The organism is Pseudomonas sp. Au-Pse12 (assembly GCF_021341665.1).
Taxonomy (GTDB): domain Bacteria; phylum Pseudomonadota; class Gammaproteobacteria; order Pseudomonadales; family Pseudomonadaceae; genus Aquipseudomonas.
The window spans coordinates 233,117-248,238 of the sequence record NZ_JAJTTH010000009.1 but is presented as its reverse complement, the minus strand read 5'-3'; the positions used below and the strand labels follow the sequence as shown (position 1 = coordinate 248,238).

12 protein-coding genes are annotated in these 15,122 nt (G+C 64.2%); 5 read left to right on the top strand and 7 right to left on the bottom strand.

What is annotated here, in order from left to right:
* The first annotated feature begins 120 nt into the window (after positions 1-120).
* Together LXM55_RS24490 and LXM55_RS24485 are read left to right on the top strand one after the other, a co-directional pair.
* Positions 121-1,929 (top strand): serine hydrolase domain-containing protein, encoded by a 1,809-nt coding sequence (locus LXM55_RS24490; RefSeq protein ID WP_233322736.1) that lies wholly within the window; start codon positions 121-123, stop codon positions 1,927-1,929.
* 6 nt (positions 1,930-1,935) lie between these two features.
* On the top strand, positions 1,936-2,733 hold the full coding sequence (locus LXM55_RS24485; RefSeq protein WP_233322735.1) for a MipA/OmpV family protein: 798 nt from the start codon (positions 1,936-1,938) through the stop codon (positions 2,731-2,733).
* Positions 2,734-2,805: 72 nt separating this feature from the next.
* On the opposite strand, the gene LXM55_RS24480 is transcribed toward LXM55_RS24485, so the two are convergent.
* The 3 genes from LXM55_RS24480 to LXM55_RS24470 form a co-directional block, all read right to left on the bottom strand.
* On the bottom strand, positions 2,806-4,095 hold the full coding sequence (locus tag LXM55_RS24480; RefSeq protein ID WP_233322734.1) for an ATP-binding protein: 1,290 nt from the start codon (positions 4,093-4,095) through the stop codon (positions 2,806-2,808).
* Complete coding sequence (locus LXM55_RS24475) at positions 4,096-4,806, bottom strand: winged helix-turn-helix domain-containing protein (RefSeq protein WP_233322733.1); 711 nt, start codon at positions 4,804-4,806, stop codon at positions 4,096-4,098.
* 180 nt (positions 4,807-4,986) lie between these two features.
* Complete coding sequence (locus tag LXM55_RS24470) at positions 4,987-5,592, bottom strand: tRNA-(ms[2]io[6]A)-hydroxylase (protein ID WP_233322732.1); 606 nt, start codon at positions 5,590-5,592, stop codon at positions 4,987-4,989.
* 231 nt (positions 5,593-5,823) lie between these two features.
* Here LXM55_RS24470 and LXM55_RS24465 point away from each other — a divergent pair, with 231 nt between their 5' ends.
* A complete protein-coding gene (locus LXM55_RS24465; protein WP_233322731.1) occupies positions 5,824-6,687 on the top strand; it encodes a universal stress protein in 864 nt (287 codons plus the stop codon).
* Between the two features lie 100 nt (positions 6,688-6,787).
* Here the strand turns inward: LXM55_RS24465 and LXM55_RS24460 are convergent, their stop codons facing one another.
* Positions 6,788-7,255: a DUF1289 domain-containing protein gene (locus LXM55_RS24460; RefSeq protein ID WP_233322730.1), complete on the bottom strand. Its 468-nt coding sequence runs from the start codon at positions 7,253-7,255 to the stop codon at positions 6,788-6,790.
* Positions 7,256-7,664: 409 nt separating this feature from the next.
* Between LXM55_RS24460 and acnB the strand changes: the two genes are divergently transcribed.
* The gene (gene acnB / locus LXM55_RS24455; RefSeq protein ID WP_233322799.1) at positions 7,665-10,265 is read left to right on the top strand and encodes a bifunctional aconitate hydratase 2/2-methylisocitrate dehydratase; all 2,601 of its coding nucleotides are present in this window, start codon (positions 7,665-7,667) and stop codon (positions 10,263-10,265) included.
* A gap of 54 nt (positions 10,266-10,319) precedes the next feature.
* On the opposite strand, the gene LXM55_RS24450 is transcribed toward acnB, so the two are convergent.
* The 3 genes from LXM55_RS24450 to LXM55_RS24440 form a co-directional block, all read right to left on the bottom strand.
* The gene (locus tag LXM55_RS24450) at positions 10,320-11,960 is read right to left on the bottom strand and encodes a SulP family inorganic anion transporter (protein WP_233322729.1); all 1,641 of its coding nucleotides are present in this window, start codon (positions 11,958-11,960) and stop codon (positions 10,320-10,322) included.
* 31 nt (positions 11,961-11,991) lie between these two features.
* Complete coding sequence (locus LXM55_RS24445) at positions 11,992-12,609, bottom strand: ParB-like protein (RefSeq protein WP_233322728.1); 618 nt, start codon at positions 12,607-12,609, stop codon at positions 11,992-11,994.
* A 157-nt stretch (positions 12,610-12,766) separates the two neighbouring features.
* Entirely contained in the window at positions 12,767-14,047 is a 1,281-nt protein-coding gene (locus tag LXM55_RS24440; protein ID WP_233322727.1) for a serine/threonine transporter, read from the bottom strand.
* A gap of 510 nt (positions 14,048-14,557) precedes the next feature.
* Between LXM55_RS24440 and LXM55_RS24435 the strand changes: the two genes are divergently transcribed.
* A complete protein-coding gene (locus tag LXM55_RS24435) occupies positions 14,558-15,097 on the top strand; it encodes a cysteine hydrolase family protein (protein WP_233322726.1) in 540 nt (179 codons plus the stop codon).
* The last annotated feature ends 25 nt before the right edge of the window (positions 15,098-15,122 follow it).

The following is a 15,122-nucleotide window of genomic DNA, read 5'->3' as shown; positions in this document are numbered from 1 at the left end:
GCTGGAGGCCTGAGCGCACCTGGGGTTAACACTCTTTGACAGTTTCCCGACAAAGCTGCCAAAGACTGTTTCGCCGCCCTTCCCTAGCATCCGCAGCTCCATTGGACTCTCGGGTGCTGCATGTCGCGCAAACTTCTCGGCCTGCCGTTAGTCGGCATTCTGTTGAGCAACCTCGGCTGCAACGGCCAGCCCCCCGCGCCCCCTTCGATCGCGCCTGGCGATTACGCCAGCATCATCGGCTACCTGAAGCAGCACATTCCGCAACAGATGGCCGAGCACCAGGTGCCCGGGCTGTCGATCGCCCTGGTCGACGGCCAGCAACTGATCTGGGCCCGAGGGTTCGGCTTCGCCGACCAGGCTCGCGGCCTGCAAGTGACCGAGAACACGGCGTTTCGCGCCGGCGCCCTGTCGCAACTGCTGACCGCTACCGCGGTGATGCAGCTGGTGGAGCAAGGGCGCCTGCAACTGGACGCGCCGTTGCAGGACACCCTCAAGGAGTTCTATGTCCGCTCGCGCTTTCACGAGGACCAGAATGCCGCCGACCGCTCGGTCACGCTGCGCCGCCTGCTCAGCCACCAGGGCGGTATTCCCGCCGAGTACCTGCGCGAGTCACGTACGCCAAACGCCCTCGGCGAACTGCCGGGCAAGATCAGCGGGCTGTGGCTGAGCAACGCCCCCGGCACCCAGACCGCTTACTCCAAGCTCGGTTACGCGCTGCTCGGCGCGGCGGTGGAGCGCAGCAGCGGGGTGAGTTTCGAACAGCAGTTGCAGACCAGCCTGCTGCGCCCGCTGGGCATGAGCCAGTCGAGCTTCGTTGGCGACAGCCGCGCCCAGCCATACCGGGCCAAAGGCTATGAGGAAGGTTCGCACAGCGGCGATGCACTGATCCGCGACGTCTCCGCCGAGGGGCTGTGGACCAGCCCGCGGGACCTCAGCCATTACCTGCAGATGCTCTTCGCCCAGGGCCGCTACAACAACCGCCAACTGCTGTCGGGCGCCTCGATCAATGAAATGGTGCGCTCGCAGAACGCCGGCAATCCGCTGGATTTCGACTGCCAGGTGGGCCTTGGCTGGTTCCTTTCGCCCTGCGGCGAGGAATGGGTGCAACCGGGTATCCGGACCTGGCAGCACAGCGGCTTCGGCGAAGGCTTCCACGCCCAGGTCAGCGTGCTCGCCGAGCAGCAGCTGGCGGTGATCGTGATGAGCAATGCGGACAGCGGCGAAGCCCTGGCCCAGCCCCTGGTGCCGCAGGTCTTGCGCATGCTGCTGCAGGCCCACGGCGACCCCGCGCGGCCGCCGGCCGCCACCCCGCAGAGCAAGCGCCGACGAATTCCGGAAACCGCCGATCGCCAGCACCTGGCGGGTTTCTACGCCACCCGCTGGGGCGTGCTGCGGGTTCGCGATCAGCACCGGCGCCTGTACGCCGAGCTGGCCGGCAAGCGCTATGAGCTGCTGCGCGACGAACAAGGCTGGCTGCGGGCCCGGAGCAGATTCCTCGGCCTCTGGCCCGAGGACCTCGGCACCCTGGGCCAGTTGCAACTGGACGTGATGACGGTCCAGGGCCGCCGGGTGTTCACCGCCAAGAGCCACGGCCAGTTGCTGGCCGTGGGCGAACGCATCGACCCGGTGCCGCTGCCGGACAACTGGCTGGCCACGGTCGGCACCTACCAGACCCTTAACGACGACTCGGACGACGCGGTCATCCAGGGCGTGAGCATCGCCCTGGAGGACGGTTTCCTGATGATCCGCTGCTTCCAGGCAGGCCGCGCCCTCAGCGACTACATCCTCGCCCCCGTGGACAACGCCCACGCGGTGATCGCCGGCAACGGCCCCGGCCTGGGCGACACCGTGCGCCGCCAGATCAACGGGGTGAACGTCCTGGGCTACTCATTCAAACGCACCTACAACACCCACCACCTGAGGTTCTGACTCGACATGAACACCCTGAAACGTTCCACCACCGCCTTGTGCGCCAGCGCCCTGGGCCTGAGCCTGGCCAGCGCCACGCTGCACGCCGAAGACTGGAAATACGGCGTGCAAGCCGGGGTGGCCAGCCTGCCGCGCTACAGCGGCAGTGACGAACACGCCCTGACGCCGATTCTCGGCGGCGAAATCGTCAGCCCCTGGGGCCTGTTCCTCAATACCGACCAGGGCCTGGGCTGGGGCAACGAATGGGGTGGCCTGTCGTTCAGCACCTGGGTTGGCCCGAGTGAGGCGCGGCACGACAAGAACCACCTGGGCCAGGGCTCCAAGCGCCTCAAGGGCATGGGCGAGATCAAGTCCCGGGCGCAGTTCGGCGCGCACCTGGGCTACGACCTGGGTCCTTTCGAACTGGGCGCCACGCTGACCCACGCAGTGAAGAAGAACGACAACCGCGACACCGGCTCGGCCTACAGCGCGCTGGAACTGAGCATTGGCAGCAATCTCTACCAGGGCCGCTTCGGCAGCCTGGATGCCAGCCTCAACAGCTTGTTCGGCAACGATGACTACATGCGGACCTGGTACGGGGTGAGCGACACCCAGGCGGCCAACAGCCGCTTCAGCGCCTACCGCGCCAAGGGTGGACGGGTCAGCAGCGGCGCCGACCTGGCCTGGACCCTGCCCATCAATGAGCAGACCAAGGTCTCGACCCTGCTGTCGATGAAGTACCTGAGCAAGGAAGCCGGTGACAGCCCGATCGTCGATCGGCGCATGCAGACCGGCATCGCCACTCAGCTTGAGTACAGTTTCTAAGCCACGAATGACGCGGCCCGTGGTCACGGGCCGTGTTGCTACGCAAGTGCCAGGCCGAGGCGCCGCCGGCTCTCAGTCGAGGTGAGCCCAGGTCATGCGGAACGATGCCCCGCCCCACTCCGAATCCAGCACTTCAACCTTGCCGCCGTGCCATTGCGACACGCGCCGCACCAGCGCCAGGCCCAGGCCGAAACCACCAGTACGCCGGTCACGGCTGGCGTCGAGACGGGAAAACGGCTCGAAGATTTTCTCTCGACCGTCCACTGGAACGCCCGGGCCGTCGTCGTTGACCCGCACCTCGTAGCCGTGATCCAGGCGCACCAGCGACACCTCGACCCGGCGGTCGGCGTAGCGGATGGCATTGCGCAGCAGGTTGATCACCGCCCGGGCCATGAAGCGCGGCTCGATGCGCACGTACTCCACCTGGCAGGAGCGAATCAGCAGTTGCACCCCCGCCGCCTCGGCCTCCAGGGCCACGCTGCCGACCACGCTGTCGAGCCAGCTCTGGGCCTGGATGTTCTCCCGGTTGATCGCCGCCGCACCGTGTTCCAGGCTGGCGTAGCTGAGGAGTTCGGAAACCATGTCCTCCAGTTCACCCAGGTCGGCGTACATGTCGGCGATCAGCTCGCGGTTTTCCTCCGGGTCCGGCTGTTGCTGGAGCTGGTCCAGCTCGAAGGACAGGCGGGCGATGGGCGTACGCAATTCGTGGGACACCGCATTGGTCAGTTCGCGCTGATTGGCGATCAGGCCCTCGATGCGCGCGGCCATGCGGTTGAAGTGCTGCGCCAGGTCGCGAATGTTCGAGCGCCGCGACAGGTGCAGGCGAGTGCCCAGGTCATTGCCGCCAAAGCGTTCGGCGGCCAGGCGCAGGCGCTCCAGGTCGCGCCAGTGCGGGCGCACCCAGAAATACAGGACGATGGCCAGCAGCGTGCCGAGCAAGGCATAGGCGGCGATGTTGTAGAGCAGGGTCAGCGGCGGGTCTTCCGGCAGCTTGATGCTCAGCAGCTGGGTGCCGCCGTCGATGCTGGAAATGAATTCATTGAAATCATCGCGGACCACCAGTTGGTTGGAGTCCAGCAGGGCCTGCTCGCGCTCATTGAGGCCCAGCTCGCCCGCTTGCACCAGCTTGAGCGCCAGCCCGTAATGGGGCTTGAGCAGCTCCAGCTGGCGCTTGCGCCCGGCCTCGTCGAAAGGCCGCAGCTGTTCGCTGAGGCTGTAGGCCGGCCCACGCACCGCATCGCGGTTGTAGGACTCGATCAGGTCCGCCGCCAGGTAGTTGAGGAAGATGTGCTGCACGGCGGTCATGGCCCCGGCGAAGCCCAGGGCCAGGAACAGGTAGAGCCCGAGAAACAGACGCAGCATTCACACCTCCCAGGCAAACGGATTGAACAGGTAGCCCTTGCCCCACACGGTCTTGATGCACACCGGCTCACGCGGGTTGTCCTTGAGCTTGCCGCGCAACTTGCTGATGTAGACATCGACGCTGCGGTTGAGGCCATCGAACTCGATGCCGCGCATGCGGTTGAGGATGTCGTCCCGGGACAGGGTCTTGCCCGCCGCGCTGGCCAGCAGCCAGAGCAGCTCGAACTCCATGGTGGTCAGCTCGACCGGATCGCCGGACAGACGCACTTCGCGGCTGCTGCGGTCGATGCTCAGCACGCCGAACTCCAGGGCCCCGCGCAGTGCCGCCGACTCCGGCACCTGACGCCGTTGCAGGGCGCGCAAGCGGGCCAGCAGCACCGCCGGCTTGATCGGCTTGATCACATAGTCGTCGGCGCCGGATTCCAGGCCGAGGATGTGGTCCAGGTCGTCTTCCTTGGCGGTGAGAATGACGATCGGGGTGTCGGCCACGGCGCGGATTTCCCGGCACACGTGCAGGCCGCTCTGCCCCGGCAACATCAGGTCGAGCACCACCAGTTTCGGTTTGAATTCGAGAAACGCCGCCAGGGCTATATCGCCGCGGTGGACCGTCAGCACTTCAAAGCCATGCTGGGACAGGAAGTTGGCGATCAGCCCCGCGAGCTTTTCGTCGTCTTCCACCAGCAGTACCTTGCCAAGACCCAGGTTTTCCATAGATGCCAGTCTGTGAACGCACAATTTGAGTGCGCGCATTATAGAGGGCAACGGGTTAAAGAAAGGCTAACGCGAGCCACAAAACCGGGGACATGCCGCGGTTTTGCGCAATGTTTCATTCTTTTAAGAGTTTTTAACAATTTGCCCCTGCTTTTACACAAGGGCCGCGACCGCCGTGCCTTACCAGGCCGGCACGCCACTGTGGAAACGGAACTCCTGGTCCGGCGACTCGATCAGTTCCTGCTCGGCCGCCCGTACCCGCTCGATCACCTGGGCAATGTCCTTGGCCTCGCCGTACTGGTAGGCCAGCTTCAGGTAACCCTGGTAATGCCGGGCCTCGCTTTTCAGCAGGCCGAAGTAGAACCTGCCCAGTTCCTCGTCCAGGTGCGGCACCAGGGCTTCAAAACGCTCGCAACTGCGGGCCTCGATAAAGGCGCCGACCACCAGGGTGTCCACCAGCTTCACCGGTTCGTGGCTACGCACCACTTTGCGCAGGCCCGAGGCGTAGCGCCCGGCGTGCAGCTGGCGCAGCTCGATCTTGCGCTTCTTCATCAGGCGCAGGACCTGTTCATGGTGCACCAGCTCTTCCCGGGCCAGGCGCGACATCATGTTGATCAGGTCGACATGCGAGTGGTACTTGGCGATCAGGCTCAAGGCGGTGCTGGCGGCCTTGAACTCGCAGTTCTTATGGTCGATCAGCAGGGTTTCCTGGTCGGCCAGCGCCGCCTGGACCCAGGCGTCGGGAGTCCGGCAGCCCAGAAAGTCGGGAATTTCAGGAAAGTTCATCGGTGCATTTCCGAACAAGCCGCGATGCCCGCAAAGCGGCAGGCGGCACTATCAGTGATCGATAACATGAGGCTCACGAGACCCGGGGCTTCATAGCGAAAGGCCGGCGATTATACCGGCCACGCCGCAGACCACCAGCGGCCGCGATTGATATGCATCAACATCCGGCCCGTGCGCCAGCAACTATAGTTGTGCACGGTAGCCGTCCATCCCTTCCTGGAGATCCCGATCATGCAAAGCATCCGCAGTATCCTGGTGGTCATCGATCCCACGCCGGGCGAAAGTCTCGCCCTCAAGCGCGCCAAGCTGATTGCCGGGGTCACCCAGGCCCACTTGCACCTGCTGGTCTGCGACAAAAAGCACGAGCATTCGGCGCTGCTCAGCGTACTCAAGAGCAGCCTCACCAGCGAAGGCTACAGCGTCACCACCGAGCAGGCCTGGAACGAGACCCTGCATGAAACCATCATCGATGTGCAGCAGGCCGAGGGCTGCGGCCTGGTGATCAAGCAACACCTGCCGGACAACCCGCTGAAGAAAGCCCTGCTGACCCCGGCGGACTGGAAGCTGCTGCGCTACTGCCCGACCCCGGTGCTGCTGGTCAAGACCGCCACGCCGTGGACCGGCGGCGTGGTCATGGCGGCCATCGATGTCGGCAACATGGATGGCGAGCACCGCGCCCTGCACGCCAGCATCGTCGACCACGGCTTCGACATCGCCAGCCTGGCCAAGGCCCAGTTGCACGTGATGAGCGCCCATCCGTCACCGATGCTTTCGGCGGCCGACCCGGTGTTTCAACTCAAGGAAACCATCGAGAAGCGCTATCGCGAGCAGTGCCAGGCGTTCCAGGCCGAGTTCGACATCGACGATAACCACCTGCACATAGAAGAAGGCCCGGCGGATGTGCTGATTCCCCACCTGGCCCACAAGCTGAGCGCGGTGCTGACCATCATCGGCACCGTGGCCCGCACGGGGATTTCCGGGGCGTTGATCGGCAACACCGCCGAAGTGGTGCTCGACGCCCTGGACAGCGACGTGCTGGTGCTCAAGCCGGCGGACATCATGGACCACCTGGAGGAGCTGGCGGCCAAGGCCTGAGCCCTACCCCAAAAGCCCCCCTGCAGGAGCCCGCTTGCTGGCGAACAGGCCCGCCGCCTGCGCTGGCAAGCCGGCGCCTACAGAATGATTGGCGAGTGACTCAGCCCAGCGCGTCCTTGAGAAAACCGGGGGCGATGTAGCGCTGGTAGTGGGCTTCCGACAGCAGGAAGAATTCCCGATCGATGGCGTCGCGCAACTCCGGCAGCGCCCAATCGCGAAACTCCGGCAGTAGCACCATGCCGTAGGCGTCCAGCTGGTTGATCACCCGCGCACCGCGGGCAATCAGTTGGTAGGCCCAGCAGTATTCGGACTGGTGCGGCACGAAACGGATCTTGCGTTGCTCCAGCTGCTCGCGCAGGCGCGCCGGGTCGAAGACTTCCAGCTTGGCCGCCATCACCTGCACCAGCAGTTGCTCAAGGCGCAGCCAGACCGCGCGCTTTTCCTCCTCGTTGTAACCGTTCCAGTTGATCACTTCGTGGTGGAAACGCTTGCAGCCGCGGCACACCAGGTCACCGTAGACAGTGGAACAGAGGCCGACGCAGGGGGTCTTGATGGTCTGATTGGGCATAGAGAAACAACACACGCAAAAGCAAAACAGGGCGGCATGTTAGCCCTTTGTCTAACATTGATCACCCCTCAAACTTTAATACGCCAACTTACGTTCAGACTTTTTTTACCGTAGAATCAGCCAGCCTTTTTAGGCGCCAATGTCCGTTTGAAGCTGTTTTCAAAGCGTCACGAGCACAGTCGTTCCTTCAGAGCGGTGTTGGCGAGGGGTTTTTCCAGCGGGGAAAAATCCAGCGCCAACCCTCATCAGCTCCCCGTTCTGCAGGCGTAAAACTTTGAAAGCAGCTTCTGTAAGGAATTGCCGGCAATTCTGGCTAAGTGGCCCACAACGCCACGCAGCGCATGAGTACGGCAATTTCGGGATGAGCGTCCCGGACACCCATTTGGGACCACTGATGAGGGTAATAACTGTGCTTGAAGCCTACCGCAAACATATCGAAGAGCGTGCAGCACTGGGTATCGTTCCCCAGCCGCTTAACGCCGAACAAACTGCAGGCCTGGTCGAGCTGCTGAAGAATCCCCCGGCTGGCGAAGAAGCTTTCCTCGTTGACCTGATCACCAACCGCGTTCCACCTGGAGTCGACGAAGCCGCCTACGTCAAGGCCGGTTTCCTCTCCGCACTGGCCAAAGGTGAGGCCACCTCGCCCCTGATCGACAAGAAGCGCGCTGTTGAACTGCTGGGCACCATGCAGGGCGGCTACAACATCGTGACCCTGGTGGACCTGCTGGACAACGCCGAGCTGGCCCCTGTGGCCGCCGCTCAACTCAAGCACACCCTGCTGATGTTCGACGCCTTCCACGACGTCGCGGAAAAAGCCAAGAACGGCAACGTTCACGCCCAAGGCGTACTGCAATCCTGGGCCGATGGCGAGTGGTTCAAGAACCGCCCGGTTCTGGCCGACAAGATCAGCCTGCGGGTGTTCAAGGTCACCGGCGAAACCAACACCGACGACCTCTCCCCTGCGCCTGACGCCTGGTCCCGCCCGGACATCCCGCTGCACGCCCTGGCCATGCTGAAAATGGCCCGTGACGGCATCGTTCCGGATCAGCAAGGCGCCATCGGCCCGATGAAACAGATCGAGCAGATGCGCAACGACGGCTTCCCGATCGCCTACGTCGGCGACGTGGTGGGCACCGGTTCGTCGCGTAAATCGGCGACCAACTCGGTTCTGTGGTTCTTCGGCGACGACGTGCCTTACGTGCCGAACAAGCGCGCTGGCGGTTTCTGCTTCGGCAGCAAGATCGCTCCTATCTTCTACAACACCATGGAAGACGCCGGCGCCCTGCCGATCGAATTCGACGTGTCGAAGATGAACATGGGCGACGTGATCGACCTGTACCCGCACGCTGGCAAAGTCACCAAGCACAACAGCGACGAAGTCCTGGCCACCTTCGAAATGAAGACCCCAGTGCTGCTCGACGAAGTCCGTGCTGGCGGCCGTATCCCACTGATCATCGGCCGTGGCCTGACCGAGAAGGCGCGCGCCGAACTGGGCCTGCCGCCATCCGACCTGTTCAAGAAGCCTGAAGCCCCCGCTGAAAGCACCAAGGGTTTCACCCTGGCGCAGAAAATGGTCGGCAAGGCTTGCGGCGTGACTGGCGTGCGTCCAGGCACCTACTGCGAACCTAAGATGACCACCGTCGGCTCCCAGGACACCACTGGCCCGATGACCCGTGACGAACTGAAGGACCTGGCTTGCCTGGGCTTCTCCACCGACCTGGTGATGCAGTCGTTCTGCCACACCGCGGCTTATCCGAAGCCGATCGACGTCACCACTCACCACACCCTGCCCGACTTCATCATGACCCGTGGCGGCGTGTCCCTGCGTCCGGGCGACGGCATCATCCACAGCTGGCTGAACCGCATGCTGCTGCCGGACACCGTCGGCACCGGTGGTGACTCGCACACCCGTTTCCCGATCGGCATCTCGTTCCCGGCCGGTTCCGGCCTGGTGGCTTTCGCCGCCGCCACTGGCGTCATGCCACTGGACATGCCGGAATCGATCCTGGTTCGCTTCAAGGGCAAGCTGCAACCTGGCGTCACCCTGCGTGACCTGGTCCACGCCATCCCTTACTACGCGATCCAGAAAGGCCTGCTGACCGTCGAGAAGAAAGGCAAGAAGAACGCCTTCTCCGGCCGCATCCTGGAGATCGAAGGTCTGGAAACCCTGACCGTCGAGCAAGCCTTCGAACTGTCCGACGCCTCGGCCGAACGTTCGGCTGCCGGTTGCACCATCAAGCTGTCCAAAGAGTCGATCGCCGAGTACCTGAAGTCCAACATCACCCTGCTGCGCTGGATGATCGGCGAAGGCTACGGCGATGCCCGTACCCTGGAGCGTCGCGCGCAAGCGATGGAAGCCTGGCTGGCCAACCCAGAACTGCTGGAAGCCGACAAGGACGCCGAGTACGCCGAAGTCATCGAGATCGACCTGGCCGACGTCAAGGAGCCTGTGCTCTGCGCGCCGAACGACCCGGACGACGCTCGCCTGCTGTCCAGCGTCGCTGGCCAGAAGATCGACGAAGTGTTCATCGGTTCCTGCATGACCAACATCGGTCACTTCCGCGCGGCCGGTAAGCTGCTGGATCAGGTCAAGGGCCAGCTGCCAACCCGTCTGTGGCTGTCGCCGCCGACCAAGATGGACGCTCACCAACTGACCGAAGAAGGCTACTACGGCATCTACGGCAAGGCTGGCGCGCGCATGGAAATGCCGGGCTGCTCGCTGTGCATGGGTAACCAGGCACGTGTAGAGCCGAACTCGACCGTAGTATCGACGTCGACCCGTAACTTCCCGAACCGTCTGGGCGATGGCGCCAACGTCTACCTGGCTTCGGCCGAGCTGGCGTCGGTGGCTTCGATCCTGGGTCGCCTGCCGACCGTCGAGGAGTACATGGAATACGCCGGCAAGATCGACAGCATGGCGGCGGACGTGTACCGCTACCTGAGCTTCGACCAGATCGCCGAGTTCCGTGAAGCGGCCGCCAACGCCAACATCCCGGTGGTGCAAGCCTAAGGCTGTAGCGTTGTAAGAAAGAACGCCGCGTATTCCACGATACGCGGCGTTTTTTTATGCCTGGGAAAACGCCCCGGCCTTCAAGCCCCGCAGGCTTTCCTGCAGCGTGTCATCGACGCTGGTGCCGCTGAGCAGCACCCGGTACTCGCGGCTCGACGGCAAGGCCGCCAGGGCATCCTTGGCCCTGTGCTTGAGCCGGGCCAGGGCCAGATGCTTGTGCTCCAGGCTGACCTGACGGAAGAACTCGTCCAGGGCCTCGATGCTGGTGCCGTCCAGGTCCGGCGACTCTTCCAGGCTGAGAATGACGCTGTGGATCGGCACCTGCACCTGCCGGATCAGGCGCAAGGCGCCACCCAGAATGCGCTCGGCGTTGGCGAAGAACAGCGCCTCCCCCGGCCGCAGAATCAGCACCCCCGGCACCTGTCGGGCCTGGGGATGGCGGCTCAGGTCGACAAAGTCGTGGCCGCTGCCCAATTGGCCGAGAATCTGGATATCCGCCGCCGACAGCTGGCGCAGCATCAACAGAATGCTCACCCCCACCGACAGCAACAGGCCGTCCAGCACCCCCAGCACCAGCACCGCGGTGACCGCGCAGATCACCAGGAAGCGATCCCGGCGCCAGATGAAATAACGCCCCAGCGGCTGCAGGCTGAGGCCATGGCCCAGGGCATACATGACGATCGCCGCCAGCACCGGCTCCGGGGTCAGGGCGATGTACGGCAAGACCGTCAGCACGATCAGCAGCATCACCGCCGCCGCGGTCAGCCCCGCCAGCCGTGACCGCGCGCCCGCCGCCTCATTGGCCGAGGTCGCCGAATAACCGGCACCGGCCGGCATGCCGTGAAACAGCCCGGACACCAGGTTGGCGGCGCCCAGGGCCAGCAAGTCACGGTTGGAGGAGACCCGGTCGCCATGCTTGAGGGCCATGGAGCTGATGGAGCCATAGGACTCGGCATACAGGATCATCACCAGGGCAAACGCCAGCTCGCCCAGGCGCAGCCAGTCGGCAAACGGCAGGTCCGGCAGGCTCGGCACGTCCAGCTTGAGTTCGATGACGCCGATCAGCGCCACCCCGTGGGCCGGCAGGTCAAGCCACTGCCCGGCGCCAATACCGAGCAGCACCGCCACCAGCCCACCGGGCACGTAGGGAATCCGCGAACAGATCACCAGCACCAGCAGCGCCAGCGCCGCCACCGCCGCCCCGGCCCAGTTCCACTGCGGCCATTGCTCAAGCAACTGCGGCAGGAAGCGCACCAGATTGCCGGTGCTCAAGTGCACCCCGACCACGGTGGCGAACTGCTTGAGAATGATGGTCACCGCCAGGCCGAAGGCAAAGCCGCGCAACACCGGCTTGGCGATGAACGCGGTCACCCCGCCCAGGCGAAACAGCCCCGCCAGGATAAAGAAGGCCCCGGTCAGCAGCACCAGTGCGAACCCCAGGTTAAGGCGCAGTTGCGCATCACCATCGGACAGCGACAGCGTCGCCGCCGCCAGCACCGCCGCCGATGACGAGGTGGCCGCCACGATGGCAAAGCGGCTGGTGCCGAACAGGCCGTAGCACAGCAACCCGGCGAACAGGGCGATGACCCCGGCCTGGGGCGGCAAGGCGGCGATGCTCGAATAGGCCACCGCTTCAGGTAAAAGCAGCCCGGCGATGGACAGACCGGCCAACAGGTCACGGCTGCGGCGAGGCACAGCGACGGGGGCGCCAGCGAGTGGCCCTTGATCAGTCGACAATCTGGCCCACCCACCCTGGCAAGTAACGTGCGTCCTGGCCGCGCGCCAGCTTCATGGCCCGGGCCTGAACCTTGGCCCCCAGCTTGCCCAGCGCCTGGCTATCGATGCGCCGGCGGAAAAAATCCGCCCAGAGAAACTCGCTGAACGGCGTGGCGTCCTTGGCGAAACCGCCAGCGCGGCGCAGCAGCCCGGCCAGGCTGCGGTAGGGATCATCCTGCAGGTCACTGATGCGTGCGGGAATACGCTCGAACGAGCGGCGCACGCCCTGGGCGTCATAGGGATGAGCCCACTGATTGAAAGCCATCACCTCCCAGAAACTTGCCGGGTCGACAAAGGACAGGTCCTTGAGCACCAGCAGCGGCACCTCTTTTACCTCTTCCTGCAACAGCGCCAGGCCGAAATGATGATGGTCGACGATGTAGTAGCGCTGCCGCGGGCCGAGCACGCAGGGAAACCAGTGGTTTTCCAGGGCCTGGGCCCGCGCCTTGCGCTTGAACTGCTGCCACTCCTGGCGCTTGGCATTGACTTCGGCCAGGCCCACGGTGAGTTGGGTCGGGTGCAACTGATCTAGCCTGGCACGCATCAGCTGCGGGTGGGCACGGGCCATGAAATGACTCCAGACAGAAACAAAATCATTAGCTTAGACCTTTATTCAAGCCGACAAAGGATCCCGGTCAATGCCATGAACGACAACGCCGCCGGTGCACTCAAGCAGCGGCGGCGTTCTCTGTAGGCGCTGGCTGGCCAGCGCCGGGGCGTCGCACTCAAGAAGCCAGCGAGTACACCAGGGCGGTAATGGCCACCAGGCCCACCAGGGTCACGAAGACGTTGGACGCCTGGCCGCGATAGCGAGCCATGGCCGGCACCTTGCGGATGGCGTACATCGGCATCAGGAACAGGATCGCCGCGATGACCGGGCCGCCGAGGGTCTCGATCATCCCCAGGATGCTCGGGTTGAGGGTCGCCACCGCCCAGCAGATCACCAGCATGAACGCCGCGGTCACGCGGTCCAGGGCCTTGGCCCCGGGACGCCGGCCGCTCTTGACGATCAGCCCCTTGAGGCCTTCGCTGGCGCCGATGTAGTGGCCCAGGAACGACTTGGCGATGGCCACGAAGGCAATCAGCGGCGCGGCAAAGGCGATGGTCGGGTTGCTGAAGTGGTTGGCCAGGTAGGACAGGATCGACAGGTTCTGCGCCTTGGCTTCCGCCAGCTGCGCCGGCGACAGGGTCAGCACGCAGCTGAAGACGAAGAACAGCACCATGGCCACCATCAGCAGGTGGGCGCGGGACAGGATCTGCGAGCTGCGCTCTTCGGCGTGCAGGCCGTAGCGACGCTTCTGGTCCACGGCAAAGGCCGAGATGATCGGCGAGTGGTTGAACGAGAACACCATGACCGGGATCGCCAGCCACAGGGTGTGCAGGAAGGCCGAAGGTGCCGGCACGTCAGTGGCGGTGGCGAGGATGCCGCCGTTCCAGTGCGGAATCAGGAACACCGCGAGGAACGCCAGGGCAACGATGAACGGGTAGACCATCAGGCTCATGGCCTTGACGATCACCTGCTCGCCGCAGCGCACCACGGCCAGCAGGCCGAGGATCAGCACCAGGGACAGGATCGCCCGCGGCGGCGGCGCGATGTGCAGCTGGTGCTCCATGAAGCTGCCGACGGTGTTGGTCAGGGCCACGCTGTAGATCAGCAGGATCGGGAAGATGGCAAAGAAGTACAGCAAGGTGATCAGGGCACCGGCCTTGATCCCGAAATGCTCCTCCACCACTTCCGTGATGTCCGCGCCATCGCGACCGGACAGCACGAAGCGGGTCAGGCCGCGGTGTGCGAAGAAGGTCATGGGGAACGCCAGCAGCGCCAGGATCAGCAGCGGCCAGAAGCCGCCGAGGCCGGCATTGATGGGCAGAAACAGGGTACCGGCACCGATGGCGGTACCAAACAGGCCCAGCATCCAGGTGGTGTCTTGGCGGTTCCAGCTGCTCAGGGTCGCTGGGGCCGCCGTTTCAAAGCGTTGATCAACGCTGTTGGCCTGATCATTCATCCGGTGGGATCTCCACATTCCGGTCATTTGCCATTCGGTCAGGGCGCGTCGGAGTACCCGACAGACAGAACCCCGACCGAAATAGAGGGGGCGCGATTGTCCGGGATTCCGCGGGCGCTGCATAGACTCAGCTGAGGAACGGTTTATGCGCTGCAGGGATATTTTCTACTGGGTGGCGAAGCGTCTGGCCCGGCCCTCTCACGCCCAAACCCGTTTCCGTGGGGCTGGTTTGCCAGCGCAGGCGTGCGCAACGGCGATGCACGTCCGATGAGTCTGTTCGCCGACGAGCCGGCGCCCGCAGGGTTGCGTTGACAGGGCTCACGGACAGACGGCATGATCGGACCCCATGAATATCTACGCGCTCAACCCTACCTCCACTACCACGACTGCTTCCGGCGGGTCGTGTGGTGGCTGTGCAGGGTAAGGCAAGCACAGTAAAACCAAGGCCCCGCCAGCAATGGACGGGGCCTTTTGTTTCTCCGTCCAGCTGGCACTACAAGGAGAGACAAGATGCCTTTATCCAACGCCAAGCGTGCCCTGCTGGTCATCGACATGCAGGTCGGCCTGTTCAATGGACCGGACAAGCCCTACAAGCGCGAACAGACCCTGGAAAACATCAATCAGCTGATCCGCCGCGCCCGCCAGGCCGGGGCGCCGATCTTCGCCGTGCGCCATACCGGCCCCGCCGATTCGCCGATCGCCGCCGGCAGCCCGTTCTGGCAGTTGCTGCCGACCCTGGAAGTGGATGAGGAACTGGACTGCGTGCTGGACAAGACCCGCCCCAGCTGTTTTGTCGGCACCGGGCTAGCCGAACGCCTGCAGGAAGCCCAGGTCAAGGAACTGCTGGTCGTCGGCATGAAGACCCAGTACTGCGTCGACGCCACTTGCCGCGCCGCCGGCGACCTGGGCTTTGCCGTGCTGTTGGTGGAAGACGCCCACACCTGCATGGACACTCCCGTGCTGGGGGCGAAAAAGATCATCGCCCACCATAACGCCACCCTGAACGGGCCCTTCGTGCGCCTGATCAAGACCCCTGACGTGAGCTTCTGATTCAAGCCGTTTCCGCCACTGCCCC

Coding starts and splice junctions, on each gene's coding strand:
- LXM55_RS24445 (WP_233322728.1), bottom strand. CDS start 12,609: ATGGCCCGTGCCCACCCGCAGCTGATGCGTGCCAGGCTAGATCAGTTG.
- LXM55_RS24460 (WP_233322730.1), bottom strand. CDS start 7,255: ATGCCCAATCAGACCATCAAGACCCCCTGCGTCGGCCTCTGTTCCACT.
- LXM55_RS24485 (WP_233322735.1), top strand. CDS start 1,936: ATGAACACCCTGAAACGTTCCACCACCGCCTTGTGCGCCAGCGCCCTG.
- LXM55_RS24440 (WP_233322727.1), bottom strand. CDS start 14,047: ATGAATGATCAGGCCAACAGCGTTGATCAACGCTTTGAAACGGCGGCC.
- LXM55_RS24435 (WP_233322726.1), top strand. CDS start 14,558: ATGCCTTTATCCAACGCCAAGCGTGCCCTGCTGGTCATCGACATGCAG.
- LXM55_RS24490 (WP_233322736.1), top strand. CDS start 121: ATGTCGCGCAAACTTCTCGGCCTGCCGTTAGTCGGCATTCTGTTGAGC.
- LXM55_RS24470 (WP_233322732.1), bottom strand. CDS start 5,592: ATGAACTTTCCTGAAATTCCCGACTTTCTGGGCTGCCGGACTCCCGAC.
- LXM55_RS24465 (WP_233322731.1), top strand. CDS start 5,824: ATGCAAAGCATCCGCAGTATCCTGGTGGTCATCGATCCCACGCCGGGC.
- LXM55_RS24480 (WP_233322734.1), bottom strand. CDS start 4,095: ATGCTGCGTCTGTTTCTCGGGCTCTACCTGTTCCTGGCCCTGGGCTTC.
- LXM55_RS24475 (WP_233322733.1), bottom strand. CDS start 4,806: ATGGAAAACCTGGGTCTTGGCAAGGTACTGCTGGTGGAAGACGACGAA.